The following is a 26,610-nucleotide window of genomic DNA, read 5'->3' as shown; positions in this document are numbered from 1 at the left end:
AAAGAGATTGGCAAACCACATCATGCTTAGGTCTGCCGATATGAATGGCGCAGCAGATCTCAGTTTTTGCAGTCGAGCTTTTTGACGAGCCAGCGCTGAACCGGGAGGGTCTCTAACTCCATTTCAATGGTACATCTCTGGTCTGCAATGATGGCTTCATAGGTTAACGTGTCTTTAGAAACCGTACCCTGGGAAATGAAAATCTTTGCATTTGCTAAATAATCAAATGCAACCTTGCGAGCGATGTGCTCGTTCTCTTCGTTCAGATGCAGTTTTGGCAACTCACCCTCAGCCGTAGTAGCTTGAGCCAATGTAGGTAACGCAAGGGTCAGCGACAATAAAATAAGCAATCTTTTCATTGGATATTAACCTGTTGGGATTATAATCTGCCGAAGCATATCATTTCTGATATACCTCGGTTCTGTTTTTTTGGGTTATCCGCCAGGGTAAAGCAACTCGAAACGTTGAAGGAAAGCAACGCGGGCTTCCTCCGCCGGGAGAAGTCGTAACCCCATCAAATCCGCTGGTGGATATTTAGCGGGATCCGGAAACGCCTGGGCACCATGTCGGCCGAACATACTCATTTCAGTTGCGAGCATACGCAAATCAGCCACTTTCACCTCCGGCGACTCCACCAGCGGCAAACCATACTTTGCTCGAATAGCGCGATCGACACGACCTTCGATTTCACGGTAGTCCGGCAAGCGCGCTTTAAGAGGGCTGCTCACATCACCGCAGTATGCTTCACTGGCATCATGCATCAAGGCTTCGAACGCAAGATGCGGTTTGTAGTGGTTTAATAAATTTGGCCACCTGAACAGAGGTGATATGCTCACCTCAGAACAACACAGGTGCCTTAATGAAAAAACGAAATTTCAGTGCAGAATTCAGACGTGAATCAGCCCAGCTGGTTGTGGATCAGAACTATACAGTTGCAGATGCCGCGAAAGCCATGAATATCGGGCTTTCCACCTTGACGCGGTGGGTAAAGCAATTACGGGACGAACGGGCAGGCAAAACACCGAAAGCATCCCCTATCACGCCGGAACAAATTGAGATACGTGAGCTGAAGAAAAAAATTCAACGTATTGAAATGGAAAACGAAATATTAAAAAAGGCTACCGCGCTCTTGATGTCAGACTCCCTGAACAGGTCTCGGTGATCGGGAAACTCAGAGCGCATTATCCTGTGGCCACTCTTTGCTGCGTGTTCGGAGTTCACCGCAGCAGCTATAGATACCGGGAAAACCGGCCTGACAATCCGGACGGCAGGAGAGCCGTATTACGTAGTCAGGTTCAGGAGCTGCACGGCCTCAGTCATGGCTCAGCAGGTGCAAGAAGTATCGCTGTAATGGCAACACACAGGGGCTTCCGGATGGGACGATGGCTTGCCGGACGGCTAATGAAGGAGATGGGGCTGGTGAGCTGTCAGCAGCCTGTTCACCGGTATAAACGTGGCGGTCATGAACACATTGCTATCCCGAACCACCTTGAGCGACAGTTCGCAGTGACAGAGCCCAATCAGGTATGGTGCGGCGACGTAACGTATATCTGGACCGGTAAACGCTGGGCATACCTGGCCGTTGTACTCGACCTGTTCGCAAGGAAACCCGTGGGCTGGGCAATGTCATTTTCTCCGGACAGCAAACTGACAACCAAAGCGCTGAAAATGGCATGGGAAATACGAAATAAGCCATCCGGGCTCATGTTCCACAGTGATCAGGGTAGCCACTATACAAGCAGGCAGTTCCGACAGTTACTGTGGCGATACCGGATAAAACAAAGTATGAGTAGGCGTGGTAACTGCTGGGATAACAGCCCGATGGAGCGCTTCTTCAGAAGTCTGAAAAATGAGTGGGTGCCGGTGACCGGCTACATCAGCTTCAGTGAAGCAGCCCATGCAATAACGGATTATATCGTCGGGTATTACAGCGAAGTCAGGCCGCATGAATATAACGGTGGATTACCACCAAACGAATCAGAAAACCAATACCGGAAAAACTCTAAAACCGTGGCCAATTTTAGTTGACCACTACAGTTCAACCAAATGGCTGACCAGCACGCAATGCTGAGCCACGCTGTAATGCTGATCCAGGTGACCGGTAAAACGACAGATATTGGACAGAGCCGTCGCGATATCCTCAATATTAATCGCATCAGGGTTGATATCTTGGAACGAAAAACGTTTCCCGCTGTGGGTCAGTATCCAATCCGGGGCGGAGCCTTGTTTTACTTGTACGTGCATAGCTGCCAACAACTGCGCCACCAGCGACCGCTCCAACACAGTCAAATTACCAGACGTATCTGCCTGAAGGAATTCAAGCTGCTGTTTAGTGTACTTCGGCAAAGTCATCTTCTCTCCGATTTCATAAACGCTTTAACGCGCAGATTTTAAAGCCAACTTGTAACGGGTCTTTACTGCTTACTGACTGATTTTGCTCTTCTGAATTTGTTGCCAGGCCTCAATCTCTCTTTGAGAATCAGCATCCATGTCACCGGCCTGCAATGTGATTTGTTCCTCCAGAATGGAATCGAGATAGAGGTGATAGCGAGCACGCCGCTGTATACGCATAACAAAGAGAGCAAATACCAATACCCCACTACCGATCAGCGAGAAGGAAATGGCTGGGAGTGATGTCATCGGCATAGAGGAACTGCCGTCGTTAATCCACATAGACAGCTTTACCACCAGCACCGCAATGACCAATAGAACTACTGGGCGCATGATTGGGCGAATGGTACTGAAGCGGTCATCCCGGATGGAAAGGAGAACACCTTGAGAGGGGTCGTAGAGTGCCATCGTAAATACTCCGGTTGTTAATCTTAAAACAAAGCTAGCACGGTGCATTTGGCTGACGAATAGCGAGCGGCCACAGTAGAACGTCTTTTTTGGGTAAGTGAGAGCGCTTGATTACGTATGAGAGATACCAGAAAAAAACGCCACTGTTGCTGGTGGCGCTTAATCATATCGTGTATGAATTATCGAACGGAACAGACGGAAGCGATTAGATATCCAGCTCAACGTCAGTTCGGGGACGACAACAACAAGGCAACACTTCGCCTGGATTCACAAAGGCCAGGGGCTTAGTCACATACTCCACCGTACCGGCCAGTAAAGACACTCGGCACGAACCGCAGTAACCTTCCCGGCACTGATACTCAACCACAATGCCTACTGACTCCAGTCGTTCGAGGATGGTACTCACGTCGCTGGTGGCTTCAATCCGCTTTTTGCTATGTACTGCATGGATACACCCAGACATAATTCCACCCTATGTAGTGATACTGAACCAAGGGATCTTAAAATGTGCTAAAAACGCCTCAGCGGCTCCCAGAGGCGTTTCTTTGTTTCCAGTGCAATCGTATGTGGATTTAAATCAAAAAGTCGCCCTGAGACGTTTTCATGGCGAATGAGAAGGGATCCCGATCCTTCTCCGATCTACTTTACGACGCCGTGGAGCGACTCACGGCGTCGATAAAACGTTTTTCCCCAACACCAAACAAGAACGAGTCCAGCGCTTTACGGCCCGCTAACTCAGCCCCTTCCAATGCCGTTGCCAGGAAGTCGATCGGGCACACCATGCGGCCAGACAGCTTATGGGTGACCACCAGGTGATGGTCATTCATGGAGCGGGTAACCAGAAACTCTACTTGTTCACCATGTACCGATCGGCTGAAGCTCGCTTCCACTGAAACATGCGCATAACCATTTGCCGTTTTTACCTTGCCTGCCAACTCCATACGCTTCTCCTGTGTCGTTTTCTTGTCTGTGGTCAATCCTACCACCAAGCACCCTCCGACAAAGCGGGATTAACACAACTTGCCAGCGATTCTCTCGGCCAACCCCTCACAGGAGAACAACAAGTTATTTTCCTGTTCACGGTTCCCAAAATGAAAAAACCGCCCAAGTGAAGGCGGTTTCAAATCCAGCATATTGCTCGCGTTATTCCTCGGTCAGAGGCTTCAACGAGAAACGCCCAATCCGGGTATAGCGACCCAGATAGAACCCGACGAACGAGCTCAACACCACACACATGGTTCCAGTAAACCCAATTGGTTCATGCAGTACATGCTGCTGAATGTTCATGATCGCCCACATGCAACCGGCGTAACACAGAAAACCAGGAACGGATACCAAACGTTGCTCTCCGTTTGTCAATGGCCTTAGCCACCCATACACCGCGCAACCAAATAAAGCGAAACAGATAAACAGGCTCGGAAACGCTCCATCAGCCAGGGCATTCATCCCCGCCACAACCAGAAACAGTAACGATACGTTAAACCAGTACAGAGATCCCGGTGCCGGTATTTTAGTGCCAAACAATCCAGACTCACTCGGTGCCTTTGCCGCTTCGATGCTCATGCTTACCCCTCGTTGATTGTTAGTTCGTGATCGGCCAATCCAATCACTTGAGCCCTCGACATCCCCCACGGATAACGAGAGCAAAACTCAGAACTTTAAAACCCTGCCCAGCCTCATCACCAAATCGCGATAAAGCCACTTTCTTCGCCCCCGACAGAGTGACCCACCTTGTGACACAACATCACCAGATGAATATTAAGACCCATACGCTCCGTGACGAAATTGCTTAACGAAGCCAATGATGAGTATCCAATTTCGTCACTGAATGCCTTGCCCGCGAAATCACAAAGTAACTTCACCAAACCTATCTCATCCACCAGCGCCAGGCTCAACGTCAACGCAACTACCTCTGTGCGCTCTCCCACCCCAGATGCTCGTTGCGCCGATCGCTCTGTGGCAATTCCGCCGCATCCGACAAGCTCGGCTCCACACTTTTCAACAGCGTGAACTATGGGGACCCCCAAAACTCTCCCTCAGGGCTTCCTTCTCAAATAACCGGGTGGAAAGCTGAACCCTCTTTCACACCCGAGAAACGACTCAAAGAGTACGGGAGCCAAAAAAATCAGGCAAAGGTTATCGGCCTCGTTTTGCGCCCGTTTTGGGACGGACTCAAAACCAAATCCGTTAACACCCCCAGTGGAATAAACCGTAAAAAACCCCAAAACCCCCGGAGGAAACTCACTCCAAAAATCCAAAATGCATTCACACCCCTCAACAACCCCCGGAGGAAAATCATTCGAGGCATCCTGCTCATCTAAACCTCATACTGAACCCGCCATCCGCGACCCGCGAAGTGCTCTAACTCAACACCCTAAACAATCCCACCCATATCATTGCCCGCAATCCCTGAGAAAAAACAAAGCGCCATTTCCGTACCTCATTCTCACTTTGTTTACCCGAATTACATTCACATCGAGAACAAAACAAAAACAAAATCGCTCCTTCTTGTTTCGTTTACCTTCCCACCTTTCCCGATCGCAAATAGTCACCGCAAAAAAAACAAACCCGGCCATCCCGAATTCATTCTTGATACCCCAGCGCCCGTTGAAAGCCCGAGAGTCGCCTAAAGGCTCACTAACTGATCGCCTGAAGGCTCACTTTACAGAGGGAGACGTGTTTAAAATTAGGCGTAAAAAACCGGGACGGTGCCCGGCTTCAGATGTGCTATGGCGATGCGTTAAGTTAGCTCATAGAGGCAAGCTCATGGATTGGCGCGCTCATATTGAGAGACCAGCGGGAGACCTTGTTCTCAGCATCAACTTGATAGCTGACCAGGAACATGTAAATCCCGAAGCACAAGCGTGAAGGCTCAGTGAAGCCCAGCATGCATTTCGATTCCCTCGCCCCGAACAATGCCATCACCTTCAAGAGAACGTCCTGATCCCATTCATCAGCATGATGGATATACACCAGAGTGTTGCGTTGCAGACCCTTCGCAAATACTTCAAGTGCAGCCAGATCACTATTGGTATCAGCCAACACCTTAACGGCCGCGATCTTTTTGTGATTCGCCATTGTCATTACCGTTTCGACAGTACCGTCCAAAACTTCATGGGTCGCCTTTAGTCCCCAAAGTAACTCTTCGTGTTTTGTACCCAGGTTGCGGGTGAAATTTGCGCACACTTCACTGATTGCAATTGTTGCGTGTCTGTTAACGTTTTCGTGAGACATTCTCAACATTCCTCTTGAGTTGATTTTAACCATACCGGTCGTTTTGTTTACGCAGCTATAACCCCACGCTAAAGCTGCTTCCTACTCTCTGTTATCCGCCGGGATAACAGCTGGCGAATTGCCCGGTTCTTTTTCATCTCAGAACGGATCAAACTCAGCTGCGGTTCGTAAGTAACAATGAGCGTCAATTCACGGGGTGTAGCATCCGTGAAAACTTTCGCTGGATAGCTTTCCCCTTTGTTCACTTTCAAATACTTCGGAACCACCCTTGCAATTTCCCCTCCCGCCTTTCGCAATGGAGTCATCCTCGCCCAGCGGATCCGAACGGATGGACCCTGCTTAACAACGTTGAATGAGTAATGCGCTTTTTCACCACCGGCCGTTGCCAGCTTCCAAAAATCTTCTCTCAGCGTCGTTGCTTCGGCAGTCAAAACATCAGCCGATCTGTCCAAGGCTTTGACGCTTTCCTCCAGATGCTTGATGTAGCTTTCCACATCCATAGAGTTACCCTCACTTTAAAAATTCAAAAAGACCAAAAAAACGGAACCCCTATTATTACCCCACATGAGATCTCTTCCGGCTAAAGCAAAAACACCCTAAATAGGTTCAAAAACTCAGCCCCCCCAAAAAAAGCGGTAATATTATTACGCCGCCTTAGTGATCTCATGGACTGTTTCTCTTCTTTTGCACTCTCATGGCGAAAAGAAAGGCATCAGAGTTGTTGGGTGAACACATGAAAATACCTTTTTGAGCAAGACTGCGATTTTGGGGGGCAAAGAGGCTAAATCACTGCCTTTTAACTAACCCCGTATATAATATGGCAGCAGAGTGATCTTGTGGCATTTCCCTTGATTAACACTCTTATGGCGAAAAGAAAGGCATAAGAGTTCAATAGTCGTTACGTAATCCAGTCACCAGGCACACTAAGCACTAAAACAGCACATCAACTCAAGGTTTTTCGTCCCCGAAACGAGGCGCTTTTCCGGCTTGCGATCGAAATCGTCCCATCAAAATCTATCCTGGTAACAGCCGAAACATCGTGGAAAAGAGATGAAGATTAGCAGGTGTTGCCACTCAAAATAATTTGGTTCAATCGGTGAGTTTCTGACCTGTATTTGGGTTAGTTAATTTCGTCAGCGGTTATCCCCATGATAAAACGAGAGGGGTAATCCGTACCAAAAACAAGAATTATTTTTAAGTCGATAGCCCTGATTTACGGCCATATCTAGCCGTAAATCAGGGATAAAAAAGGCCATGAATGAAGGCTAAATCTGGCCTTAAAAATTGGCTAAATATAGCCGTAAATCATGTCCTTTTTCGTCCTCGTTTTGTCGATGAAAAAGGATGTTTTGTGATTTTCGAATGGCTATGATGTGCTCCGATTGTCTCGGGGCGAACGAATTTTTCGGGGTGATATCTCGACTGTCTCACTTTGTTAGCAGCATGAAGTGGCAAGGATGGGGGGGACGGAAGGGTATCACAAGCTGTAATTGTGTTAATAAAAGGTTAACAAATGAGTAAGAAAAACGCGATCGTATGTGGTGTGGACATTGGTTATAGCAACGTCAAAATTGCGACTGGCGATGCTTTTGCTTCTGTACCAGACGTCTCAATCTTCCCAGCGTATGCCACCACGGAAGAAGAAGAGGATGTAAATCTGGTGAAGCGCAATCGTGACCACGAAGTCACCGTCTACCCGAACGGAAACATGTGGCGAGCATTTACTGATCGTCCAGATGGGCGTGAACTACATGACAGTTATCACACCACGGAAATGTACTTGGCGCTGTACTTTGGCTCGTTGGCAAAAATTGCCGAGAAGGTCGGTAGCACCATTGACCTGTTGGTAACTGGTTTGCCTGTAAGGCTCGCCAGTGATGATAACGAGCGCTCCAAGTTGGTCGCCAGGTTGACAGGTACATTCACGATTAATCCGTCCACAAAAGTGACGGTCAAGCAAGTGATGGTAATCCCGCAAGGTGTTGGTGTTATCAACGATGTCGCGAACCGCGAAGGCTTTATCAGTGAAGATGAACTGTCAGAATCTAATATTCTGGTCATCGACCCTGGTTTTTTCTCGATGGACTATGTGGCCTTCAGTAATGGTAGCCGCGTGATGGGCTCCAGCGGCTCTTCACTGAAAGCCACCAGCACGATCATTGAAGGAATTGTTCGCACTCTCAATGAAGAAAACCCGCATGAGCGGCGTGATGATCTTCCTGAAATGGTCGAAATTGCGTTACGCAAAGATGCGGCTTCGTTCTTCAATGGTGCCCGCCACATTGAAGTAAAACCGCTGCTAAGCAAAGTTATTCCGCAAATCGCTGGTGGCGTAGTAAAAGAATTGCGCAAAAATGTCCGTGCGTTAGGGGCTATTCACATCATTGTGACCGCTGGTGGTGGAGCTCCTTATTATGAGCAGGCCGTGCGCGAAGCGTTCCAGAATGCCCGTATTGTAACGAGCCCAAATCCGGTCGCAAGCAACGCAATTGGCTTCTGGAACTACGGCGTTGACACCGTCATCTACGGTGACGAATAACGGATAAGGATACGTAATGCAGTTACGGGTGACGATTAATGACATTCTTTGTCCCGAGCTCGCTGCGTACCTTGAGTCCTGTCCACCAGGCAAAAGAAGTAGCGCACTGGTTGCCCTGGCGAACAGGGCTTATCTTGAAGGGTTAGGGCGTGAGGCAACGCCCAACATCTACAAGAAAGGAAAGGTAAGCGAGAAGCCGCGCTCACAAAAATTGGCAAAAGGAGGAAAAACAGGGCAGAATATTTCGTCGCCGGTGGGGACCGGTCTACAATCGTCTTATTCTGAAAACCAACCTGAGTTAGCAAAGCAGCAAGTAGCTCAGCCGTTGGCATCAAAAGCAGTAGAAGCAGTATCCGTTATACCAGGAAGCAATATTGAGTCTTCGGAGCCGCGTGGGGCGGTGTTGATGAAGAGCGAGGCAGGAAGCGAAAATACATTGTCGGTATCAGTAGATACTCAATCTACTGAGAGGGATACCTATGTTAACGCTGAAAAATCGATCCATACAGAGACCGCGTTGCCGCGTAAGCGGTTCCGCTTAGGCTAAGCCACTCTGTTGGGTTAGGGGTAAACAAAATGGGTAAATTACTGTTAAGCGCCAGTGTGGCAGCAGTAATCCTCTCATCTCAAATACTCCCGGCACAAGCTGGGGTGGTTGATTTGAAAGGAACGGCATGGGAAAAACATGCCAAGAATGAATGCGGTCTGGACCCGCATCTCTTATACGCCGTTGCTTTGTGGGAAAGCAAACAGCGTGCCGGTGGCGGCGGTTATGTCGCCCCAAGCCCTTGGGCACTGAATAATGCAGTTTACGGTGCCTACTATCCAAAAAACTACGAAGATGCGAAGCGCGCGCTTAAGCGCTACATAGCCGCATCTAAAGTAACCGATATCGGTATCGCCCAGGTCAACTATCGCTGGAACGGGAAGTATGTCAGCAAGCCAGAGGATCTTCTGGATGTAGACACTAACATTCGGGTTGGCGCGAAAGTGTTATGTAACGCTATCAAAAACTCCCCAGATGACATCGTTTTAGCAATAGGTAGTTATCACACTCCGAACCCGGAACTGCGTGACAAAGCGCGTTGGTACGGTACGAATGTGCTCAGAATCTGGAAGAGGCTGATTGAAAATGGTTAATGAAAACATATCGCTATTGAGCTGCGCTGCTTCACTGGAAACACGCGCGCAATCTTTTTTCCGCAGTCCGTTTGTTCTGTCTGAAGATGATCGCTTAGTGTTAAAAGACAAAGACCTTCTAGCGCAGCTGACAAAATCTGTTAAATCATACAACGTACCTGTTTTTATAGTTGACTACATGCCTGGACGCAAACTTACAGAAGTGGATAACTTCGTCCGGCATGACTCCTATATTCTTCGGCTTGCACTTCTCGTGTACAGCATCAGGGTGAAAATTCTCAACGGCACGCTGGCCGAGTCATTTTACTGGTTGGGCTCCGATGAAGCGTTGAATTTCATTGAGCGGCTTGACGATAGTCAAACCATTGACGCCATCATCAAGGGCGAACTGTATATCAAACCGGTTCGTTCGCTGCGGGAGCTCGCTTCTGGGGAGTGGAGCTCTGTTTTTGGCAGTGATAACCCGCACATGACTTTGCCAGCTTATTTGCAATTACGTTTTGAACATTGGAGCACAGATCTATGAAAGCCGCACTCGTAAAAGATGAAGACATTTTTGCTTTGGCACAGCGGATGGTCAAACTGGGCTTCCGTCGTCGTATCATTACCACGTCGCTTAATGCAAGTGACCGACTCATTGACCATTTGAAAAAACAGTTCGGTCAGGAAGAAGTGGCAATCGGACGCTTGAAACTGTCGGAAACCTTCTTGGCTTCGCAGCCAAAAAAGATGGAGGCAACCAACTTTATGAGCATCTATCTACGTCGCGCGAAGGACCCTAGCAATCAGGATGACATCAGTGAAGTGGTCGATTCGTTTGAAGTGTATCGCGAGTTAAATATGCGATTCAGACCGACTATTGCGGCGGATGTTATGCTTCATCCGAACGAAGCCTGGACACTGGCGCGTGACTTCCGTTCTGATGAGATCCGAATGGTGAAATGCGTACATTGTAAAATGTCCTTTATCACTCCCTTTGATGGTGATCGTTCGAATAAAAAGCATAAGTGCCCGTTCTGCGAAGATAAGGCTCATTAATGCAAACGCGAACTTTGATTGGAATATTCACAGCGTTAGCTTTGCAGGGATGCACTTTTCATACGTTGCCTGGCAGCCAGTTGGTTGCTCCCGGTTATATGCGCGTGAATCTGTGCCAAAAGCTGGACTCGCCCGAGCTTTGCAAGTCGAAGTTTGGCGAGTTCAAGAAACGGCTGATCGTGAAAGACATTTCCTCCACGGCGGGGTATATCATTCCAGATTCTGTTGGTTGGGGATGGGTGGTAAACAAAGTGAATGCACCTTTTGTTTTCTACGACCCGGAACTGAAGACAGAAATCCCCCCTCTGGAAGGGGAATTTATTCCGGGAAATTTCGAACCAGCCCTTAAAGTACCTTGCACGAAAGATGCGACATGCAGCCACCAGCAAGTGCTAACCGCTTGGAAAGATTCAATTTAAATCAAATTCACAGTGTTAGATCCCTTATTTAAACAATAGGGGATTTTTTTTAGCCAGATTTCTTCGTCAGCTGTCATGGCGGGGTTACTATGCTCTCAACACGAAAAACTACTTACCTGCAACTCTACGAATAAGGTACCGAACATGAAAAAGATTCTGACCGCTTCTTTGATTACTCTGGCAATGGCAATGACGGGCTGTGCTTCTAAACCTGTTCCGATGCCGGTGGATACCAATCCGTCGGAGGCTTTACAGTTTGCCCGTGCAATGGAGATGCGCCAAATTACAGATGCAGGTGATAATTATGTCATCTATAACAAGCTGGTTGACGGCGGGCGTATTCTCCCACTTGAGAATCCAGTAAGAGCAGGAGAGGTTGCCAAAACTCAACGGTCAGGTGCCGGTACGGCAGATGTTGTTGGTGGGTTGGCTATTAAAGATCCATTCATTGCTTTAACAGGTTTTTTAACCGCGAAAAGACCTCAGCCTTATACTGATGGGGTTGTTTTATTCGGTTCCTGGGCAGGGGGAGACCGGGAAGTAGATCAGTCTCAAATGTTTGAAGCCTTTAAAACCTTCGCCCCTAAAATGGCAGGTTTTAATGAATATGAACTATGCGGGCAGGACAAGAGCTGGAGTTGGTTCTCGTTAAGTAAAGCTAAAGAAACCGGGCACCTACCAAAACCGCCTGTTTTAGTCAGCCCTGAAGAGTATCGCTCTGGGTACGCATCGGCCTGTTTCTTCTATCTTGCGGCGAAAAAAGAAAACATGCCATTGATGAAGGAACTATCTGTGGCCCTTGGTGCAAAACGAGCTCTGTTTGTGCCAGCCTCCCAAGAGCATGCTCCGTATGTGTTTTACAACGGTAAGGTTCTTGAATTCAAAAACTAATATTACAGACGAAAGTAGAAACCCCGCCAAAACTGAGCGGGGTTTTTTATGATTAACGCACTTGTATTGAAGCGCCTGCTTTATCCTTCAGGTCATTTATATCAACGCTATCAACGCCATCCTTGAAACGGTCGAGGCTGTTTTTACGTTTACCGTCAACGTTGAGAATGCTGCCTGAACCGGTAATGCTGTCGAGATTGACTGATTCGGGCGTTGGCAGTAAATCGGCTGAGTAAAGTGAACCAATCCATTCCGACAGATCGACTTTTTGGAAGTCAATTCGACCAAACTCTTCCAACGTTAAGCCACGGCAATCCGGATTCTTGTTATCACCCCAACCAATGCCCAACTGGGCGCGCCCTTGTTCTTGGAAAATTCGCCCAATCTGTGAGTTGAACGTGCAGTAACTTGACCGTTTTTCAATGCACTGCCCTAACACTTTGGATTGGCACCAGCTATCGATGAAGGTCGCAAGTTTGGTTTCTTTTTTCACAGCAAGCTTAAATTCATCTGCTGTACAAGCCCAGATGATGTTTACCAAGATGTTTGCAACCTGATATGCCATGTAGGCATAACCGACAACGGAAATAGCGGAAGTAAGGGTGGAAGACAGCTCTACAGAACTGGCTAATGCGCCGTCGGACCCGACCGCAGCAACCGATTCTGACCCAGCAGCTGTGCCCCCGGCCTGGAATAACGCATTTGTTACGCTCGAACCAAAGGTGTCCAAAGTCCATTGAGCAACTTGTTTAGTTAAAGTGCCCACCGCCTGATCCATCATTTCTCCGATACCGAGATCTGCAATTTTATCTGCAACCGCTGACCCTGCATTACCAGTTAAGCTATCCAGTGCAGACATTGCAGGTTTAGTGATTGCATCAATAGCACTGTTAGCCAATTCAGAACCCATGTCGAACATGCCTTTACCTTGCTCGAACATGCCCGCTTTAACGGCCAGCGCATCTGAAACTTTCAGGGTGTAGTAGGTTAGCTGAAGATACTCAATCCAGCTGACATCAACAGGCTGGTTGCAGCAATCGACCCAGCCACCCAGTGCTGATTTACAAGTAGCAGCTTCACCTTTGAATAAGGTGCAAGTGCGATTGACGTTGATAGTTTCATCACCGCAGGTCATTTCGTTAACCGCGTAAGTCGCCGCTTGAAGCATTGCGACTGCCGTTTGGAAGTCTCCACTAGGTTCCGATTCTGGCGTTAAACAGGTACCGTTGATGCACTGCACCGCTCCAGCACACTGGTAAGTCTCGGTTTGTGTAGTGCTTGGCACTGTAACATCTTGACCGCAGTCCCAGGTCTCAGAAGCTTGCCAACAACCGCTTTGCCCACCAGCTGCGCCTGTGATGCAGGAAGACTTAATAAATTTGCAGGCATTGTTATTATCAAAGTCTTTGCATGAGTTATTCACTCCGGCATCAGTACCACAGTTAGATACAACGGTTGCACTACGGCAGAATGGGGAAAGCCCGCCGATCGGTGGTGTTTTAAGATCCTTTTCGCACACAGTAACCCCATTGATATAAGCGCAGCCATTCGCGTCAGGTGTGACTGTTTCATTGCAGGTGACCGAATAGTTTTGGCAATAACCCTGATTGACTGCATCCAGAAAAGTATTGAACCCTTCTTGGTTGTCGGCAATCCATTCATCTTTGCTAACGGCCTTAGATGGGTCGTAGCGAACTTCCAATTTCGCATAGCCTTCACCATTGCCATAAACTGAAACGCGTGTTTTGAAAATCAGTTCATCGCCGTCTTGTACTTCCTGGAAGTTCTGAGTCACGTCAGCCTGTGGATCAACACGCCAACTGGTATCCAACTCGCAAGGCCCTTCGGTTTCTGGTGGGAATAACTCACCTTTGCTGTAGTTCCAAGGTCGGTATTTCCCATCAGTACCTGCATCCTTCATTCCTGCAACAGGGCCCGCAAATACTTTTTTCTCACCAAGGTAGATCTGCATATAATCATCCCAGGTTGCGTAAGTCAGTTTTGCACTGGAAATGGCTTGCGGGTTGTAAACGCGAACACCTGTATATTCTTCATATATTTTACAACGACCATCCCAGTAGTTATCGCCGACTCTACCCACCCAAAGAGTTACGCAGGCTTCACCGCAACCTTCAATGTTGGCAGAACCGGAGCTATGGCTCAGGAAGCCTGCCACGTAAGGGTGGGTTAAACGATAGGTGCCACTGACGCTGGTGGTGCGAGTGCACTCTTTATAATCAGGAATGTGTTGCTTAACACCGTCCGTATTCAGTTCGGAGGTCATTGAGCAGTCATCCAGATCCTGCATGTATTTATCCTGGTTCGCCAAGAAATCTTTGTGTTTGTCAAAGATAGAATCCGTGGCTTTCAGTTTTGCAGTCGTTTTCGTTGAGCCTGAAACGGCGCGATAGGCTTCGCCTCGCAATGACGATTCAGAGGCAAGTGCAGAACCAGTATCAAAGCCTAACTTTTGGGTTTCACCATCATTACCATACACGGATTTCAGCTGATCCAGGGAGGTGGATGACGCCTCGCCAGGATACACGTTATTTAAGTTAACGGCCTCACCATCCCCATACTGAACAGTGCCGTTACTATTTGCAGAAAGACCGGGTAGAGACTTATAGAATTCAACCGCTGACTGAGCATTTGCTGCCGAGTTTGCCGAGTAAGCGTAGGGGGCATACATCGCTACACCCAAGTGGCTCATCGTGAACAACGTGCAGACCGTTTTTGAAAACCAATTTTTCCTAAAAAGGGTTATCATTCGTAATCACCTTGTAGATTGCAGGCATTGATGGCTAGGCGTATCACAGAAAATTTCGTCACCTGAAAGAACTGTGAGAGAATCAATGCATAGAGACGCCATTGAGCAAGCATAAATCAATGACGTATACGGGCAACAAAGAAGGGCAGCAAAACGAGGTGCTTTTCTTTTACTGATATTTGGGAGTAAAACATGAGTACATTTGGCGCACACGGCGTAGCCTATCTACCCCCCATTGTGGTTCACAGAGTTCCAATAAGCACGAAAAAGTCACCACCCAAACCACCGGGGATCCAAAGAGACATTGCGCTTTGCATGTTTTGGCTGGTACTCAGCGTTCCCGCTGCTTATATGCTCTATATCGGTTGAGTTTTTTAGGCCAAAAAAAAGCCTCCGACTGGAGGCTTTTGTATGTTAAGGGTTATTTCTTCTCGTTATCAGACATCAGCGCCTCGACAGATTCTTTTACGACATGAGCATCAGTACGATGCATGTTGCTCTTCGTGGATTCTACCTTGCCAATAATCGCCATTGCTAGCTGCTGATCGCCGCCTTCAAGCCTACCGTTCACATATTCACCGCCGGTTGCGAGGGTGACAGCGTGGAAGGCCTGAATACGAGCGTGTTCCATTTGCTCTGGCGTATTGTCTTTGTCTTTGACGGTACCGTACAAGTGTGAGATGGCATTTTTAGCGTATTCGCCTCTTTCACCTCCAACACCAGTTACTTGAGAAGCCATTTCCTGTCCCTGACCGTAACCTTCCTGATAAGAGAACCCCCCCGGCTTAATGCCGTTTGAAACCTTGTCTAAGGCGCTTTGAACCTTAGGCATCGCATCCCCCGTCATTCCATAATTTGATTTGTTCACCAGTTCATATCGTGCAGCATTGCCTCTCATAGTGTTGAGTTCTTGGGTTGAACGGGATTCATGATTCTCAACCTGTCCTTTATTATCGAAATGCTGATCAATAACGTGCCCCTGGGCTGTGCCTGGTGCTGATTGGGCATAATTACCAGCTATGCCTGCTGCTGCCTGACCCTGGGTAGAACTTGAACCATTATTAACACCACCAGCAATACTATCGATATGCGCTTCGGCTTGCTCTGCGTTAGCTGCGATCCCTTGGTTTGCCCTGGCAGCATCAGCGCTGACCTCTGGTTGTTGCGAACCTCCACTAACGAAACCTGACAGTTTAGCTACTTCGCCAGCTTGACCTATTGAAGCCGCTGCGCTGAACTGAGCGAATGTATGCGCATCTTCCTGTGTCATCCCTAGTGAAGAGAGGCGTGCTGTATCTTCGTTGATCCGCTGAGATAAGTCTTCGCGACCAGCCAATACCTGAGTTAGTGCGGCTTGAGCTTCGTTGCTACCTCCAATGGATTGCGCAATCTGTGCTGAGTTCATGTTTTGGCCCAGAGAGCTACTCATCGAATACTGTTGTGCTTCAGAATAGGATTTTTGAGCCGACTCCTGTTTTTTATAAGCTTCACCGTATTGTTGGGTTGCCGCAGTGCTTTGTCCTGCTGCCTGCATGCTGCTGTAATAAGCCATTGAAGACTGTGACCTGATTTGACTGAGTTGCGAGCTTAGCGCGTCACTGTTTGAAGCGTTATCACTGCTTGAGTAGCTCGCGTCCGCCGTGTGAGTTTTACCTTTTGAAGCTGACTCATTACGCTGTAAGGATGCCGACCCAGAAACTGAGGCACCAGACCCTCCAATTTTCAAACCAGCAGATGCCTCAGCGCTACCTTGAACAGAGCCCATATTCAAAGCTGTCAATGCTTCAGCTTCGGAAGTCCCGTTACGCGAAGCGACATCTTGAACAAACGAACGCTGGGAAGAGGTTAGAGAACCCAAAGCAGCTTGCATGGCATCCTGGCTTTGTTGAGACTGGGTTCCATTTCGCATGTTGGAAGCAACCTCTTGGAACATTTTCCCTTCTGATGCAGAGCGTTCAACCGAGGCTGACTCGACGTTCTGTTTAGCGCTGGCGAGGTTAGTAGAAGCAGATTGCTTCATATCAAATTTAGGCAATGCGGAAGATGCACCACCCATGACAGACCCACTGGAGCGATCGAAGTTCACATCAGCGCTTCGGTTGTTCATGGCTGGCGCGTTCGATACATCAGGAGCCATCTGCTTGGTATCAGCTGCGTGAGGCGCAGCGGCGGAGTTTGCCAGTGAGTTAAAGGCGACCGAACTACCCCATACGATAAAGCCACCCAATGCAGGGATCATCGCATATAAATTCCCAGCAAGGCCGATGCTTTTTTGAGTTTCAAATAGCATCAGATATAGCTTATCGAATGAAATCGGATCTATACCATTGAAAATGGCAGACAAGTTAGTTTGAGTGTGAACAAGCACGTACATGTTTACAACTGCTGCCAGTGGCATCCAAGTCTGAGTCCAGATAATGACCAGAAAATATTTCATAACCAAGCGAACACCCATAATGCCCAGACCGAATAAAAAGGCCATGAATGGCGTAAGAGCATAGATTAGCCCTTGGAAAATTGGCATAAACGCCGCCATCCAAGACAGGAAAGACGCGCCGGAGGATGCCCACTGGAAGGCTTGTTGGGTTTGCGTTTGAGTTCGGGTGATAGCAGCGGCACCTCGGAAGGAGGCTTCATATCCATACTTAGGCACATCACGAAGGTAGGGGTACATGATCATCGTCATTTGGAAATCACGCATCGTTGTACCGCTTAGGTTGTAAAAATTCATGATCTCCTGAACTTTTCTGCTCGTATTACAGACGTCACCATCGCCCTGACAAGTCCGGCCCAAAGCGGCATAAGAACGCTGGTAGGCTTTACGGAACATGTCAGAAGAGGATGCATGTTGCATGATCAATTTATCAAAAGCATCTGCACAAGAATATTGTGAAGATACACCTTTCATATCTTCCATTCCTGGAGCCCAGCCCACCATATTGCCATCATAAAGCACGACGTGCTGGAAGCGGTCATCAGATCTCAGCCCTTGCACGCCTTGAGTGCCTCTATAAAGAGTTGAGTAGGTTTTCGCCCCCCGAATAACATCTTTAGTCACGCAGGTTTTCATATAACTTTCCACGCTTCTGGCGAAATCTACACGCGGTTTTTCGTTGGCTAAAAACCAGCGCATTGGGTTTTTTAATGTGTCATAAAGAGACGTCATTGCCACCAATGGATCCAATGCACCATACTCAGTCATTGAAGGAGTGGAGAATGCTTGCTCCATTTTTTCTGTAATTGAATACCCGACAGTGGATATGATGGAGGCCGATGCTGCAAGGCCTGCCGGAACGTTATCAACTGCACGGAAACGTCCGCTAGTAACATCTTCGATGTTGACACGAGCCGAAACCTGGAAGAACACCATATACATGACAATACAGACGGCCATGTTTTGGAAGGAGACGGTTTTACCTGCTGAAATAGCCGATGAAATAACAATCCCGATCACCCCTAACAATGCAGCAATGCGAAATAGATCTGAGAACATCCCACTATTCATTAGCATTGCAACTGCGTTGAAAACATTATGCATAAATTCAATGTCACCAACGGTATATACGTTCCACTGAGTCATTTACTCATATCCTCTTAGAGTGCGCCGTCTACCGACCCTTCACCTTGATATTCAGTTAAAGGCAGGGATTGCATGTAGGACTGGAAGGTTTCCTGGATCTTCTCTTCACCGCCGTATCTGGCCGCTAATGTGCTATAGGAAATTGCCAAATTACGTCGCGCATCTTCTATCAACTTATACATCTCTTCGTAGTAAGCTGAAGCAGAATCATCGTTAGACTGCGCCATACGGGCCCCTGTTGCTGCGGCCGTTAGTAGATCACTGAGGTATTGATTCGCAGCCGAGTAGGATAGGACAGGTGAGATGGCTCGAATATACGAATGACTGGCGTTCAGGTCATGCCTTGCCAAAATGATAGCTTTATTACCAGCGCCACCAACGTTGTAATACCCAGCCTGTTCATGCCGCTCTCTAGATACTTCACCACCCGATTTTGCCGAAACCAGATACCCATCATCAATGAAGAATTTATTAATGGTGTTAGCAACGCCATTCAAGCCAATTTGCTGTTGCACTGGGTTTTCGCACGTTTCGGTTTGGTTTACGCAACTCCACATATGGAAGGCGGGGTCACCATGAATAATAGAATCCAACACGGAGCTAGTTGCCAGAGGGCCAAGTCGAACAACGCTTTTTTTAATGGATCCGTCTTTGTCTGTACTGATATCTTTTCCAACAATAATCGTACCAGTGAGAGACATAACCAATTCTTTCTGTTGTTGCTCAGAGCCTTCGAATTGAGATGAGAACTGTCCATTTTGCAGCAAGCACCACATGAGGTTGCCATAGTCGCCACAAGGCTTACGTTTCCCTGTATCACCTTTGACTTTCTCTGGGGCTTCACCACCACCTGAGTTACCCCACATTGCCTTGAACTGGTCAACAACACCATCAGACGAGAGTTGGGATGACACGGACATTTTGGCATTTTCACCAAATGCGGAAGCTGTATCTACCAGTAATCCTTTTGCTAATTGGCAGGAGTTAACGGTCAGATCGTTCATTTGCTGAACAACAGCCTGCATTTTTGAAATGGCATTATCCAGAACTGCATCCATTGCGTTAAGTGCCAGCTGAAAAGCCAGACCAGCCGCGTTAGCGGCGATGTTACGTAGCATCTGAACAAACTGCTCGGCATTGATAAATGAGAAAGACCCACCAAAAAGGTCGATCCCTCCACAGCCGCCCGACGCGGCAGGAAGATCGATTGTGACTGGCGTAAGAGTTCTTAGTTTATTTCGGAGAACAAAGCCCCCACCAGTGTACCCATCACGAGTAATGCTGTGATAATCTCCCGCGCCAGTTACATTGGACATTGAACCGAACATACTATCGAGCTGGGTACTGATATCCGCAGCATTGGAAGAAGACGTGAACACACCCGACAGAGCAATCGATATTGCTAAGATAGTGCGTTTGAGCCCTTTAGATTTTTGATGTTGTAAAACCATTTTTTGTTACTCCCGCTACTGTTATTTCGCCTTTGTAGATGCTGCGTAACCAGATTTCTTCTGAATGTATTTGATAAAGTCGTCCGAGTTCTCCAGGTACTCTTCCGGCATATCTTTCAGGATGCTCGAATCGATATACCCATTGTCGTTATATGGAAGCGTGCTTTTGTACTGCTCGTTGGTGATGAGCCCCGAGTCATGTGCAATCATGATTGTGCGGGATATCAACTGATCGGCACTGAGAGGCCCGAATGAAAGAATCCGCGTTGCCTCTGGAGGAATAGCCAGTGCGAGCGCAGGAGTGTTGGTGATCTGCAATTTTGCTGCTTGACCAGTATCTGCACGCCAGTTCTCCATGATGTTTCCAGGCATTGGTTTACCATCAATCGAAATTGGAATAACTTTCATACCGGTCATGTAAGTGAACGTATTCATGATCGCCGCTTGTTTCACACAGATTGAGCAATCTTCGCCACGGAAGAAAAAGAAAACCCCAGCGCGTGTGGCAATGTCTTTTATAACAAGCCGTGAGTTTTTTTCAGCCTCCGCAGACTGGTCCATAGCGCCGAAGGTAGACGTAGAGCGACGACTGCTTTCATCAATCAATGGATCTGTAGATGTCACTAAGCGCGCCATATCAGTAAACCGGCTCGCCTTGTCCAACATAATGCGCTGCGCAAGGTAATAGGCCCGGACGTTTTCCTGGGTTGGCTCGTCAATTGCGCGGTCACGTAATTTCTGTACGTTTTCACGGTACCAGGCCACGGTAAAGGCTTCAGGCCCCTCTTCAGGAGTAACCGCAACGGAAGGTTCAGGGACAGGCATTTGCTTGTCCTGCTCTACGGTTTTGTCCGCTTTAGCAACAGTAGTCTCAGGTTCGATTTCTTTCGGCGGTTCAGGAGGCATTTTTTTCCAGAACCAGCCTTCTTCTTTTCCATCCAGAAACGAGGTACCTCCAGCGGTAACCTGCCCGTTGGAAGCCTTTGGTTTATTATCTTTGCCACCCTCTGCTACCGCATGAGCAGAGAGCACCCCAAATACCAGGGTAGCGATGACTGTTTTATTGAAACTTTGGAATTTCATCTTCATTACCTTTGGTAAGAATTGCCGCTATCCTGTCAGTCCAAAAAAAGGAGTTTTTCCCCTTAAAAACCCTGGCTTTTTCAAGCTGTTGGCACAGTTGATAGTGTCTATATCTTTGTTGCCCGATCTTCTTAATGATGCTTTCGGGTTTTATACCAATTTCCTTACAGGCCTCATCGAGGGTCATGCGTCCGCCGTACTTACGTTCAAGTTCACGCTGCAAGCTGAGACGGTTAGAGTCAGTGCAGAGTATGGCTGGCAGCTTAAAAACAGGCATGAGCATCGAACGGCTGTGAGCACATACGAGAAGTTTCATCAAATCCCTCATCTGATGAATCAATGAGCGGTCATTTTGTCATACACAGGCAAGGAAAACGGCAAAAAAGGCCAGCAAAATGAGGCCAAAAACCGGTGTTCTCAAAGGGTTGAAGGAATCGCATGTGCTTGCGTTTTGTTTACCATCCTTCCGTTGTCTGTGAATGCAGCTCCGGTTATGGCTGGTAAAAAAAAGCAAAAAAAAACCCTGTCCGAAGACAGGGTTTTGGGTGGTTACCCTAGGCTGGAATTACGATTTGCTCTTGTTGCGAGTAAACGCGATCGGCATCGAGACAATCAAAAGAACTTTGATGACAAAGTCCTCTGTCACCTTGATGCCAAAGTGACTACCGAAAACAATCACCATGACAGCAATTGCAACAGTAAAAACAAGAGAGAAGAAGCGAAGGGTATTAAGTTTCATTTTAGGGCTCACTGAGGGAAGTTAAGCACAACGAGGATGTTGTGCGGAGGGGAAGTTAAATCGAAGTTATAGAGAGTGACGCAGTTTCATAATTTTACCGTAGACATCCTGAAGGATGAGCACGATGAAATAAGCGGCCAATGCAACACAACCGGCAGCAATGACAGACATGACAACAATAACAACTACCATAGTCATGACATCAAAGCTGAAAAATACCGTTGCAGCTACAATGATTACCGCAGGAATCAGCGGCAGGAATTTAAATATGTTTTTCATACATCACCAGTGAAAGAGAGTTTGTGGACAGCAAAAAAGCAATTAGTGAAACAGGTGTGCTTTTAAACCGATGGTGTAACGAGAGTAGATACCACCAAAGAGAGAATCTTTGAAAACATCCGGTTCTTCATTATCAGACAAAACAGCCTCAGCCATCTCCACGATACTCACCAACATCTGCGCGCAGAATGAGTTTTTCTTAAACAAATCCCGGTACAAACTGGTATGAATCACCCCATTCAAGTCCATCGCCAAGTTAATCAATAATGCTTGATTAACAGACAGCGAAGGGCAGTCAGGGTCATTGAACGATTCCGTACCAACACCAATTCGGTTCATTGCAAGCAATGTCCGAACCTCGCCTTCCAAATCAGCAAAGCGATGATTGATGTCAATATAGGTTTCTTCATTAATCACCACACCGAGATCATCGCGTAAATCAGAACCGCGCGAGTAATCTTCTTCATCAACGGGCACAATTTCCAAAAGGATGTTGCGAACAGCGATAGGGAAAGTTGTGGTGTAGCTATTGTCAGAGGTAACGTAACGCATGAGAAATACTCCTGTAGATAAAAATGAAGGGTAAGGATTACCAAACACATTGTTCTTTCATGAACTCGGGCTCATGTGCCACGAAACGAACAGCCTCAGCCATCGTTGAGTCGAAGAACCTGGAACACAAACTCCGGCCAAGCATGACTATCTCTTTTTTGAGAAGGTCAAGGCTAGGGTCGGAGAAACGGCCACATGCACAACAATACGCAAAACGAGTCGCCAGCTTTAATACCTGGGATTCGTTCTGATTAATACCAAACGCAGTATTGGCAATGCCAAGTCCACGATCGTTAAGCAATTTCACAGTTAACATATCGGAATGAATTAACGCCAAGTCAGCTTGCTCCTGAACATCAGAAGTGGGCCAAAGGCGCATCTTTTCAGATACGAATCCGTAAATGCTCAATTCGACAGAATGAGACATACGTACCTCTTTAATAGATTTATGAATTTAGAAAATTAAAAGATACCGGGCTTGCAACGAGCCAATGCGGCCAGAATGCGTTCGCGAGCAGGGGAGGGGCTAACAGTTGCCTGAATGCCTTCCATCCAATCCTCAACCGGTATGCGGGTGAATTTGTCGTCTGTATTGCGGATACGAAATGCAATCACTGCCCAACGTGATAAAGCATATTTAATACAAGCTTCATCACCCGGAACGACAACGCCACGCAGTTTCGCGGAAGCGTTATTGTATTCAATCAATGCACAAGCACTCATACAGTTCACCAAAACGAAAGGCCCGCTACGGGGCCTTTGCTTTTCAGAAGTTAATATTATCGTTTACTGTGACAGGAATAGGATCCTGATGTGCAGCAATATCGATGAAGTTAAAACGTTTAATGTTGGTGGCGCGAAGCACTTTGCCAGTAGAGAGCACAAAGGTCTCAACATCAGCATGGCGACTATCAGGCCAGGACTGAGAAATTGAGGTTTCGCGGATTAAATATGACCGTTTATTTGATGTGAAAGACACATAAGGTATCAGCATTGCTTAACCCTCTGAGCCCATCAGACCGTAGCCGTATGTCGTTAACGTATGCACTAAACACAGTGCATCAACGGTCATGTACGGCCACCAATTACCTGTCTCATCACGGAAGAAGTGTATTTCTAGTGAATCCGGGGCCATTGGGTGGTACGTATTGATCACGAAAGACTCTTCAAAAACGGGTAGGTTTTCAAACAAACTAACACTACGCTTTGGTGAATTGCCATGCACGTAACCAATGAGGTCATCAATCATTTCAACGGTAAAGCCGCTTTGTGGTTCAACGACAGAAGTATCAAAATTAATATATTTAGCCATGATGAATATCTCCAAGAGAAAGTAAAACGCTGACAAATGCCAGCGTTATTCTTTAAGCGGTTATGCACACTTCCGAGCAGCTTCGTTCGGGTAGTAGTGATAGAACGCCTTCTTGTATTTTTCGAAACCGCGACGCTGTGATTCAACGAAGTCCATATTTGATGGCGCATCGTAGTGGTTCGACTGAATTAAACGATCTTGTTCAGCCAGGTCATGCTTCCAGCGATGCAGAACACTCATACGAGTCTCTTCTGGGTCCAGTTTGGCGAAGAAGCAGCAGCTAGTGAAAGAGCACAGATCCGACTGATTTTTATCAGAGAAGATCCAGAGAATTTCATCAACACGCTGTTCAACGTTGCTTCTGGGGGCCGTCATGATGTACAGAGAGTCACGAATAATTTCGTAAGCCATCTGTTGCGAATAACGCAATTCATAACGATCATCTTTGGCAGCGCAAATTGCTTCATAAGTCCGGTCGTCAGCTTCAAACAGTTCGTTGAAGGACAGCTGATTTTCATGAGCAAATGCATTTTTGGACATAGTCATTTTGATCACCTTTAATAGATTTAAAATAAATTTAGGAATTAAAAACCCGGCCTCATGCAAAGCAGGAGGCTAAGGATTTGTTTAGGAAGGTTTTAAAATTAACGAGTTAAAGCTTTGCGGGAGACTTCGAGAAGCTTTCCGCGAAGGGCAGAGACAGAACCTACAGCAACACCAGTATCATCGAATAGAGAAGTCATAATGTTTGAATTAGCACCGCCGAAGCCAATACCAATAACAATCACACCTTCTTTTTTCGCGTCATTAACCATCTGAATAACAGGCCCGGAGTTATCGGGCTTACCATCAGTGACCACGACCATGACATGGCGATCAGCGCGCGCATTTAGCAAGTCACTGAACGCAGGCCATAAAGCTTGTTCCAGTGGCGTACAACCATTTGCGCTAATACCAAATTGCTTAGCGTTAACCGCAGCCCGGAAGCTTTGTTCACGCGCTTTTAGCAAGCCAACGTTATTTGCGGTGGCATGTGGGAAATGATAGGCCGAAGTCGAAACACCTTTGATGCCGTCCAACGCAAAGAGCAAGGAGACAACAGCGGCTTCAGCTTCAACCATGTCAGAACCCAATGAACTGCTTGAATCAAGCAGAACAGTAAAGGCAGAGTTGAACTCAACAGCTTTAGATTTGTGTCGGAATAACTTGGTTTCTCCTAAAAGAGCCGAAGTCAGCCGACGCGTATCCATAACACGACCCGTTTCTTTGTGTGTACGACGAGTTTGTTGCATACCTTGTAGTAGCCCGTGCATTGACTGACGAAGGCCAGACGCAGCCTGAACACCTCGGAGAACCGAAGCTTCTCTGGTTGCGTGACGCTTAGCCGGAGCAATACCGAACGGGGTAGCAGCAGGTGTGCGTTCACTTGGAGAAACGTTGTCTTTAATACAGTCATTCAAGCGTTCACCAGCACCTTTAATAACCTCGTTGAGATTATCATCAGTGACATTGGCAAAAGGGTCTGAATGGTCTGATTTAGACGGTGTTGAGCTGGTAGAAACGCTGGTGGAAACATCACTGCCAGAAGCAGGGCTGTCACCATTTTCAGGTTCATTACCAGGCTGAGCGGAAGTACCTTGAGACGATTGACCGTCAGAAGAGCCATCGCCAGCATCTACATTAGAGTCAGCACTATCATTATCTTCGCCAGGCTGTGAGTTATCACTGCTTGGTTCGGATTGTGAATCGTCACCGGTCTCAGGAGGCAGATCATGTTGGTCTTGTTGATTATCGTTAAAAGCATCTACTGCAAGATCGTAAAGACGACAGGAAATATCCAGACAGTCGGCAATGGAAGGCGCGTTAATCGCCAAACCGAGAATGTCCATCGCTGTATCAAACATGTTTTGTCCGAATAAGCGAATGAAGTCTGATTGGGCTTGATCAACAGGAATGTTAAGTGCGTGATACCGTTTGAAACCACACAAGAGTAAACCGTTGATAAATGCTACAGCAGGATCATCAGTTGGTTTCGTGTCCTCATTAAAAACAAAGTGATTTAACGCTTTGAGAAATGAAGGCACTCCGGGAAAGCGACGACCTATCGCACGTTCAATACGAAGATCTTCGGTTATGTTTACCAACTTACCAAGAACACTTGGGTTGTAGCCTTGTTTGGCACGAGCAGGAATGTCTTCTTTCAGAATCGGAAATTCTGTGTATTTGACATGCGCAGCTTCGTGAACCAAATAACCCAGAAGGACGTCAGACAATTTTTCAGCATCCTTATAGAAAGGAATGTTGATAGTGAATGAAGAACCTTGCTGAGAAGCACAAGCCGTAGAACCACCAACAGTTACATTCACTCCGAGCTGATCGCTCAGGGCGCGTGCAACGACGGGCAGAGAGTTATAAATACCCATACTTACCTCACAATAGATTTAATATAAATTTAAAAGGACGAAAACGAGTCGTTAAGGACGTTTCAAACAGGTGCGAAGGTCACCGTTGTCAGCCAAACGTAAAAAAAACGTTTTGCTATCCAAAGTCACCGAGGCGTTTTGCAGTACCTGTTGCCAGGTAAAGCGGTAGAGAGAGTGAGACGGGCCTAAACGGAGGATGTCGAAATCAGTTTCAGAAACACCAAGCCAGGGCAGGGTATTACCAAACAACACAGCAAAAGCCATAGGAAGCTGCTCACCGTATTTACTAAACTCAACAAGTAACTCGTTGTTGCACAAAAGATACTTTTGCATAACCAAGTCCATATTTAGGAAATTAAAAAAG

The 26,610-nt window shown here is 47.2% G+C and carries 33 protein-coding genes and 1 pseudogene; 10 read left to right on the top strand and 24 right to left on the bottom strand.

Annotation, left to right across the window (positions count from 1 at the left end; all coding sequences use genetic code 11):
- Window positions 1-59: 59 nt before the first annotated feature.
- Both P3L44_RS21700 and P3L44_RS22180 read right to left on the bottom strand, forming a co-directional pair.
- Window positions 60-359: a hypothetical protein gene (locus P3L44_RS21700; RefSeq protein ID WP_042847189.1), complete on the bottom strand. Its 300-nt coding sequence runs from the start codon at window positions 357-359 to the stop codon at window positions 60-62.
- Window positions 360-434: 75 nt separating this feature from the next.
- Window positions 435-761, bottom strand: a complete 327-nt coding sequence (locus P3L44_RS22180; RefSeq protein WP_370661374.1) for an HD family hydrolase — start codon at window positions 759-761, stop codon at window positions 435-437.
- Window positions 762-859: 98 nt separating this feature from the next.
- Here P3L44_RS22180 and P3L44_RS21690 point away from each other — a divergent pair.
- A protein-coding gene (locus P3L44_RS21690) for an IS3 family transposase (RefSeq protein ID WP_094963266.1) occupies window positions 860-2,028 on the top strand; the annotation gives its coding sequence in 2 pieces (ribosomal slippage) (window positions 860-1,109 and window positions 1,109-2,028; 1,170 coding nt in all).
- Between the two features lie 12 nt (window positions 2,029-2,040).
- On the opposite strand, the pseudogene P3L44_RS21685 reads toward P3L44_RS21690, so the two are convergent.
- The 8 genes and pseudogenes from P3L44_RS21685 to mobI form a co-directional block, all read right to left on the bottom strand.
- Window positions 2,041-2,244, bottom strand: a pseudogene (locus tag P3L44_RS21685) (hypothetical protein); the annotation flags it as partial.
- A 177-nt stretch (window positions 2,245-2,421) separates the two neighbouring features.
- Window positions 2,422-2,799 (bottom strand): hypothetical protein, encoded by a 378-nt coding sequence (locus P3L44_RS21680; RefSeq protein WP_042847192.1) that lies wholly within the window; start codon window positions 2,797-2,799, stop codon window positions 2,422-2,424.
- A 205-nt stretch (window positions 2,800-3,004) separates the two neighbouring features.
- Window positions 3,005-3,262, bottom strand: a complete 258-nt coding sequence (gene yfaE / locus P3L44_RS21675) for a class I ribonucleotide reductase maintenance protein YfaE (protein WP_080750913.1) — start codon at window positions 3,260-3,262, stop codon at window positions 3,005-3,007.
- 181 nt (window positions 3,263-3,443) lie between these two features.
- Complete coding sequence (locus tag P3L44_RS21670) at window positions 3,444-3,740, bottom strand: hypothetical protein (protein ID WP_042847195.1); 297 nt, start codon at window positions 3,738-3,740, stop codon at window positions 3,444-3,446.
- 202 nt (window positions 3,741-3,942) lie between these two features.
- Window positions 3,943-4,362, bottom strand: a complete 420-nt coding sequence (locus tag P3L44_RS21665) for a hypothetical protein (protein WP_144139060.1) — start codon at window positions 4,360-4,362, stop codon at window positions 3,943-3,945.
- Between the two features lie 116 nt (window positions 4,363-4,478).
- Entirely contained in the window at window positions 4,479-4,661 is a 183-nt protein-coding gene (locus P3L44_RS21660) for a hypothetical protein (RefSeq protein ID WP_162762201.1), read from the bottom strand.
- Between the two features lie 883 nt (window positions 4,662-5,544).
- On the bottom strand, window positions 5,545-6,033 hold the full coding sequence (locus P3L44_RS21655; RefSeq protein ID WP_042847204.1) for a hypothetical protein: 489 nt from the start codon (window positions 6,031-6,033) through the stop codon (window positions 5,545-5,547).
- Between the two features lie 68 nt (window positions 6,034-6,101).
- Window positions 6,102-6,533 carry a conjugative transfer protein MobI(A/C) gene (gene mobI, locus P3L44_RS21650; RefSeq protein WP_042847206.1) on the bottom strand — a complete coding sequence of 144 codons (432 nt, stop codon included), beginning with the start codon at window positions 6,531-6,533 and terminating at the stop codon, window positions 6,102-6,104.
- A gap of 1,013 nt (window positions 6,534-7,546) precedes the next feature.
- Here mobI and P3L44_RS21645 point away from each other — a divergent pair.
- From P3L44_RS21645 to P3L44_RS21615, 7 genes are all read left to right on the top strand, one after another.
- Window positions 7,547-8,572, top strand: coding sequence for a ParM/StbA family protein (locus P3L44_RS21645; RefSeq protein ID WP_042847207.1), 1,026 nt, complete (start codon window positions 7,547-7,549; stop codon window positions 8,570-8,572).
- Between the two features lie 16 nt (window positions 8,573-8,588).
- Window positions 8,589-9,119, top strand: a complete 531-nt coding sequence (locus tag P3L44_RS21640; RefSeq protein ID WP_237072363.1) for a hypothetical protein — start codon at window positions 8,589-8,591, stop codon at window positions 9,117-9,119.
- 29 nt (window positions 9,120-9,148) lie between these two features.
- Entirely contained in the window at window positions 9,149-9,712 is a 564-nt protein-coding gene (locus P3L44_RS21635; RefSeq protein WP_042847212.1) for a transglycosylase SLT domain-containing protein, read from the top strand.
- Window positions 9,705-10,238 carry a hypothetical protein gene (locus P3L44_RS21630; protein WP_042847215.1) on the top strand — a complete coding sequence of 178 codons (534 nt, stop codon included), beginning with the start codon at window positions 9,705-9,707 and terminating at the stop codon, window positions 10,236-10,238. The genes P3L44_RS21635 and P3L44_RS21630 overlap by 8 nt, the downstream gene beginning before the upstream one ends.
- Window positions 10,235-10,750, top strand: a complete 516-nt coding sequence (locus P3L44_RS21625; protein WP_042847218.1) for a FlhC family transcriptional regulator — start codon at window positions 10,235-10,237, stop codon at window positions 10,748-10,750. The genes P3L44_RS21630 and P3L44_RS21625 overlap by 4 nt, the downstream gene beginning before the upstream one ends.
- The gene (locus P3L44_RS21620) at window positions 10,750-11,169 is read left to right on the top strand and encodes a hypothetical protein (protein WP_042847219.1); all 420 of its coding nucleotides are present in this window, start codon (window positions 10,750-10,752) and stop codon (window positions 11,167-11,169) included. Before P3L44_RS21625 ends, P3L44_RS21620 begins: the two co-directional genes overlap by 1 nt.
- A 144-nt stretch (window positions 11,170-11,313) precedes the next feature.
- On the top strand, window positions 11,314-12,060 hold the full coding sequence (locus P3L44_RS21615; RefSeq protein ID WP_042847220.1) for a hypothetical protein: 747 nt from the start codon (window positions 11,314-11,316) through the stop codon (window positions 12,058-12,060).
- A gap of 52 nt (window positions 12,061-12,112) precedes the next feature.
- On the opposite strand, the gene traN is transcribed toward P3L44_RS21615, so the two are convergent.
- The gene (traN, locus tag P3L44_RS21610) at window positions 12,113-14,827 is read right to left on the bottom strand and encodes a conjugal transfer mating pair stabilization protein TraN (RefSeq protein ID WP_196053746.1); all 2,715 of its coding nucleotides are present in this window, start codon (window positions 14,825-14,827) and stop codon (window positions 12,113-12,115) included.
- A 192-nt stretch (window positions 14,828-15,019) separates the two neighbouring features.
- Here traN and P3L44_RS21605 point away from each other — a divergent pair, with 192 nt between their 5' ends.
- Complete coding sequence (locus tag P3L44_RS21605; protein ID WP_200129300.1) at window positions 15,020-15,196, top strand: hypothetical protein; 177 nt, start codon at window positions 15,020-15,022, stop codon at window positions 15,194-15,196.
- Between the two features lie 52 nt (window positions 15,197-15,248).
- Here the strand turns inward: P3L44_RS21605 and P3L44_RS21600 are convergent, their stop codons facing one another.
- From P3L44_RS21600 to P3L44_RS21585, 4 genes are all read right to left on the bottom strand, one after another.
- Window positions 15,249-18,407: a conjugal transfer protein TraG N-terminal domain-containing protein gene (locus P3L44_RS21600; RefSeq protein ID WP_052219375.1), complete on the bottom strand. Its 3,159-nt coding sequence runs from the start codon at window positions 18,405-18,407 to the stop codon at window positions 15,249-15,251.
- A gap of 14 nt (window positions 18,408-18,421) precedes the next feature.
- Window positions 18,422-19,735 (bottom strand): conjugal transfer protein TraH, encoded by a 1,314-nt coding sequence (locus P3L44_RS21595; RefSeq protein WP_272662180.1) that lies wholly within the window; start codon window positions 19,733-19,735, stop codon window positions 18,422-18,424.
- A 144-nt stretch (window positions 19,736-19,879) separates the two neighbouring features.
- Window positions 19,880-20,941 (bottom strand): conjugal transfer protein TraF, encoded by a 1,062-nt coding sequence (traF, locus tag P3L44_RS21590; RefSeq protein ID WP_237072361.1) that lies wholly within the window; start codon window positions 20,939-20,941, stop codon window positions 19,880-19,882.
- Window positions 20,919-21,257 (bottom strand): hypothetical protein, encoded by a 339-nt coding sequence (locus tag P3L44_RS21585; RefSeq protein ID WP_166268095.1) that lies wholly within the window; start codon window positions 21,255-21,257, stop codon window positions 20,919-20,921. The genes traF and P3L44_RS21585 overlap by 23 nt, the downstream gene beginning before the upstream one ends.
- A gap of 36 nt (window positions 21,258-21,293) precedes the next feature.
- Here P3L44_RS21585 and P3L44_RS21580 point away from each other — a divergent pair, with 36 nt between their 5' ends.
- Window positions 21,294-21,695 (top strand): hypothetical protein, encoded by a 402-nt coding sequence (locus P3L44_RS21580; protein WP_042847223.1) that lies wholly within the window; start codon window positions 21,294-21,296, stop codon window positions 21,693-21,695.
- A gap of 51 nt (window positions 21,696-21,746) precedes the next feature.
- Here P3L44_RS21580 and P3L44_RS21575 read toward each other — a convergent pair whose 3' ends face one another.
- From P3L44_RS21575 to P3L44_RS21535, 9 genes are all read right to left on the bottom strand, one after another.
- Window positions 21,747-21,959: a hypothetical protein gene (locus tag P3L44_RS21575; RefSeq protein ID WP_042847224.1), complete on the bottom strand. Its 213-nt coding sequence runs from the start codon at window positions 21,957-21,959 to the stop codon at window positions 21,747-21,749.
- 42 nt (window positions 21,960-22,001) lie between these two features.
- Window positions 22,002-22,511: a hypothetical protein gene (locus tag P3L44_RS21570; RefSeq protein ID WP_042847225.1), complete on the bottom strand. Its 510-nt coding sequence runs from the start codon at window positions 22,509-22,511 to the stop codon at window positions 22,002-22,004.
- Between the two features lie 37 nt (window positions 22,512-22,548).
- Window positions 22,549-22,938 carry a hypothetical protein gene (locus P3L44_RS21565; RefSeq protein WP_042847226.1) on the bottom strand — a complete coding sequence of 130 codons (390 nt, stop codon included), beginning with the start codon at window positions 22,936-22,938 and terminating at the stop codon, window positions 22,549-22,551.
- Between the two features lie 35 nt (window positions 22,939-22,973).
- Window positions 22,974-23,234 (bottom strand): hypothetical protein, encoded by a 261-nt coding sequence (locus P3L44_RS21560; protein WP_042847227.1) that lies wholly within the window; start codon window positions 23,232-23,234, stop codon window positions 22,974-22,976.
- 43 nt (window positions 23,235-23,277) lie between these two features.
- Entirely contained in the window at window positions 23,278-23,505 is a 228-nt protein-coding gene (locus P3L44_RS21555) for a hypothetical protein (protein ID WP_042847228.1), read from the bottom strand.
- 3 nt (window positions 23,506-23,508) lie between these two features.
- Window positions 23,509-23,823 (bottom strand): hypothetical protein, encoded by a 315-nt coding sequence (locus P3L44_RS21550; protein WP_042847229.1) that lies wholly within the window; start codon window positions 23,821-23,823, stop codon window positions 23,509-23,511.
- Between the two features lie 60 nt (window positions 23,824-23,883).
- Window positions 23,884-24,369 (bottom strand): hypothetical protein, encoded by a 486-nt coding sequence (locus P3L44_RS21545; protein WP_042847230.1) that lies wholly within the window; start codon window positions 24,367-24,369, stop codon window positions 23,884-23,886.
- A gap of 98 nt (window positions 24,370-24,467) precedes the next feature.
- On the bottom strand, window positions 24,468-26,189 hold the full coding sequence (locus P3L44_RS21540; RefSeq protein ID WP_226617179.1) for a VWA domain-containing protein: 1,722 nt from the start codon (window positions 26,187-26,189) through the stop codon (window positions 24,468-24,470).
- A gap of 108 nt (window positions 26,190-26,297) precedes the next feature.
- Window positions 26,298-26,579, bottom strand: coding sequence for a hypothetical protein (locus P3L44_RS21535; RefSeq protein WP_042847232.1), 282 nt, complete (start codon window positions 26,577-26,579; stop codon window positions 26,298-26,300).
- Between the last annotated feature and the right edge of the window lie 31 nt (window positions 26,580-26,610).

Origin of the sequence: Providencia sp. PROV175 (assembly GCF_032707045.1) — a bacterium.
In the GTDB taxonomy this organism is placed as follows: Bacteria; Pseudomonadota; Gammaproteobacteria; order Enterobacterales; family Enterobacteriaceae; genus Providencia; species Providencia hangzhouensis.
Note: the sequence above shows the minus strand (reverse complement) of the source record. Positions and strands in the feature narration are given on the sequence as shown.

What these genes read in the sequence shown, in the direction of transcription:
- P3L44_RS21700 (WP_042847189.1), bottom strand. Translation starts at nt 359, where the DNA reads ATGAAAAGATTGCTTATTTTATTGTCGCTGACCCTTGCGTTACCTACA.
- P3L44_RS22180 (WP_370661374.1), bottom strand. Translation starts at nt 761, where the DNA reads ATGCATGATGCCAGTGAAGCATACTGCGGTGATGTGAGCAGCCCTCTT.
- P3L44_RS21680 (WP_042847192.1), bottom strand. Translation starts at nt 2,799, where the DNA reads ATGGCACTCTACGACCCCTCTCAAGGTGTTCTCCTTTCCATCCGGGAT.
- yfaE (WP_080750913.1), bottom strand. Translation starts at nt 3,262, where the DNA reads ATGTCTGGGTGTATCCATGCAGTACATAGCAAAAAGCGGATTGAAGCC.
- P3L44_RS21670 (WP_042847195.1), bottom strand. Translation starts at nt 3,740, where the DNA reads ATGGAGTTGGCAGGCAAGGTAAAAACGGCAAATGGTTATGCGCATGTT.
- P3L44_RS21665 (WP_144139060.1), bottom strand. Translation starts at nt 4,362, where the DNA reads ATGAGCATCGAAGCGGCAAAGGCACCGAGTGAGTCTGGATTGTTTGGC.
- P3L44_RS21655 (WP_042847204.1), bottom strand. Translation starts at nt 6,033, where the DNA reads ATGTCTCACGAAAACGTTAACAGACACGCAACAATTGCAATCAGTGAA.
- mobI (WP_042847206.1), bottom strand. Translation starts at nt 6,533, where the DNA reads ATGGATGTGGAAAGCTACATCAAGCATCTGGAGGAAAGCGTCAAAGCC.
- P3L44_RS21645 (WP_042847207.1), top strand. Translation starts at nt 7,547, where the DNA reads ATGAGTAAGAAAAACGCGATCGTATGTGGTGTGGACATTGGTTATAGC.
- P3L44_RS21640 (WP_237072363.1), top strand. Translation starts at nt 8,589, where the DNA reads ATGCAGTTACGGGTGACGATTAATGACATTCTTTGTCCCGAGCTCGCT.
- P3L44_RS21635 (WP_042847212.1), top strand. Translation starts at nt 9,149, where the DNA reads ATGGGTAAATTACTGTTAAGCGCCAGTGTGGCAGCAGTAATCCTCTCA.
- P3L44_RS21630 (WP_042847215.1), top strand. Translation starts at nt 9,705, where the DNA reads ATGGTTAATGAAAACATATCGCTATTGAGCTGCGCTGCTTCACTGGAA.
- P3L44_RS21625 (WP_042847218.1), top strand. Translation starts at nt 10,235, where the DNA reads ATGAAAGCCGCACTCGTAAAAGATGAAGACATTTTTGCTTTGGCACAG.
- P3L44_RS21620 (WP_042847219.1), top strand. Translation starts at nt 10,750, where the DNA reads ATGCAAACGCGAACTTTGATTGGAATATTCACAGCGTTAGCTTTGCAG.
- P3L44_RS21615 (WP_042847220.1), top strand. Translation starts at nt 11,314, where the DNA reads ATGAAAAAGATTCTGACCGCTTCTTTGATTACTCTGGCAATGGCAATG.
- traN (WP_196053746.1), bottom strand. Translation starts at nt 14,827, where the DNA reads ATGATAACCCTTTTTAGGAAAAATTGGTTTTCAAAAACGGTCTGCACG.
- P3L44_RS21605 (WP_200129300.1), top strand. Translation starts at nt 15,020, where the DNA reads ATGAGTACATTTGGCGCACACGGCGTAGCCTATCTACCCCCCATTGTG.
- P3L44_RS21600 (WP_052219375.1), bottom strand. Translation starts at nt 18,407, where the DNA reads ATGACTCAGTGGAACGTATATACCGTTGGTGACATTGAATTTATGCAT.
- P3L44_RS21595 (WP_272662180.1), bottom strand. Translation starts at nt 19,735, where the DNA reads ATGTTCGGTTCAATGTCCAATGTAACTGGCGCGGGAGATTATCACAGC.
- traF (WP_237072361.1), bottom strand. Translation starts at nt 20,941, where the DNA reads ATGAAATTCCAAAGTTTCAATAAAACAGTCATCGCTACCCTGGTATTT.
- P3L44_RS21585 (WP_166268095.1), bottom strand. Translation starts at nt 21,257, where the DNA reads ATGAAACTTCTCGTATGTGCTCACAGCCGTTCGATGCTCATGCCTGTT.
- P3L44_RS21575 (WP_042847224.1), bottom strand. Translation starts at nt 21,959, where the DNA reads ATGAAAAACATATTTAAATTCCTGCCGCTGATTCCTGCGGTAATCATT.
- P3L44_RS21570 (WP_042847225.1), bottom strand. Translation starts at nt 22,511, where the DNA reads ATGCGTTACGTTACCTCTGACAATAGCTACACCACAACTTTCCCTATC.
- P3L44_RS21565 (WP_042847226.1), bottom strand. Translation starts at nt 22,938, where the DNA reads ATGTCTCATTCTGTCGAATTGAGCATTTACGGATTCGTATCTGAAAAG.
- P3L44_RS21560 (WP_042847227.1), bottom strand. Translation starts at nt 23,234, where the DNA reads ATGAGTGCTTGTGCATTGATTGAATACAATAACGCTTCCGCGAAACTG.
- P3L44_RS21555 (WP_042847228.1), bottom strand. Translation starts at nt 23,505, where the DNA reads ATGCTGATACCTTATGTGTCTTTCACATCAAATAAACGGTCATATTTA.
- P3L44_RS21550 (WP_042847229.1), bottom strand. Translation starts at nt 23,823, where the DNA reads ATGGCTAAATATATTAATTTTGATACTTCTGTCGTTGAACCACAAAGC.
- P3L44_RS21545 (WP_042847230.1), bottom strand. Translation starts at nt 24,369, where the DNA reads ATGACTATGTCCAAAAATGCATTTGCTCATGAAAATCAGCTGTCCTTC.
- P3L44_RS21535 (WP_042847232.1), bottom strand. Translation starts at nt 26,579, where the DNA reads ATGCAAAAGTATCTTTTGTGCAACAACGAGTTACTTGTTGAGTTTAGT.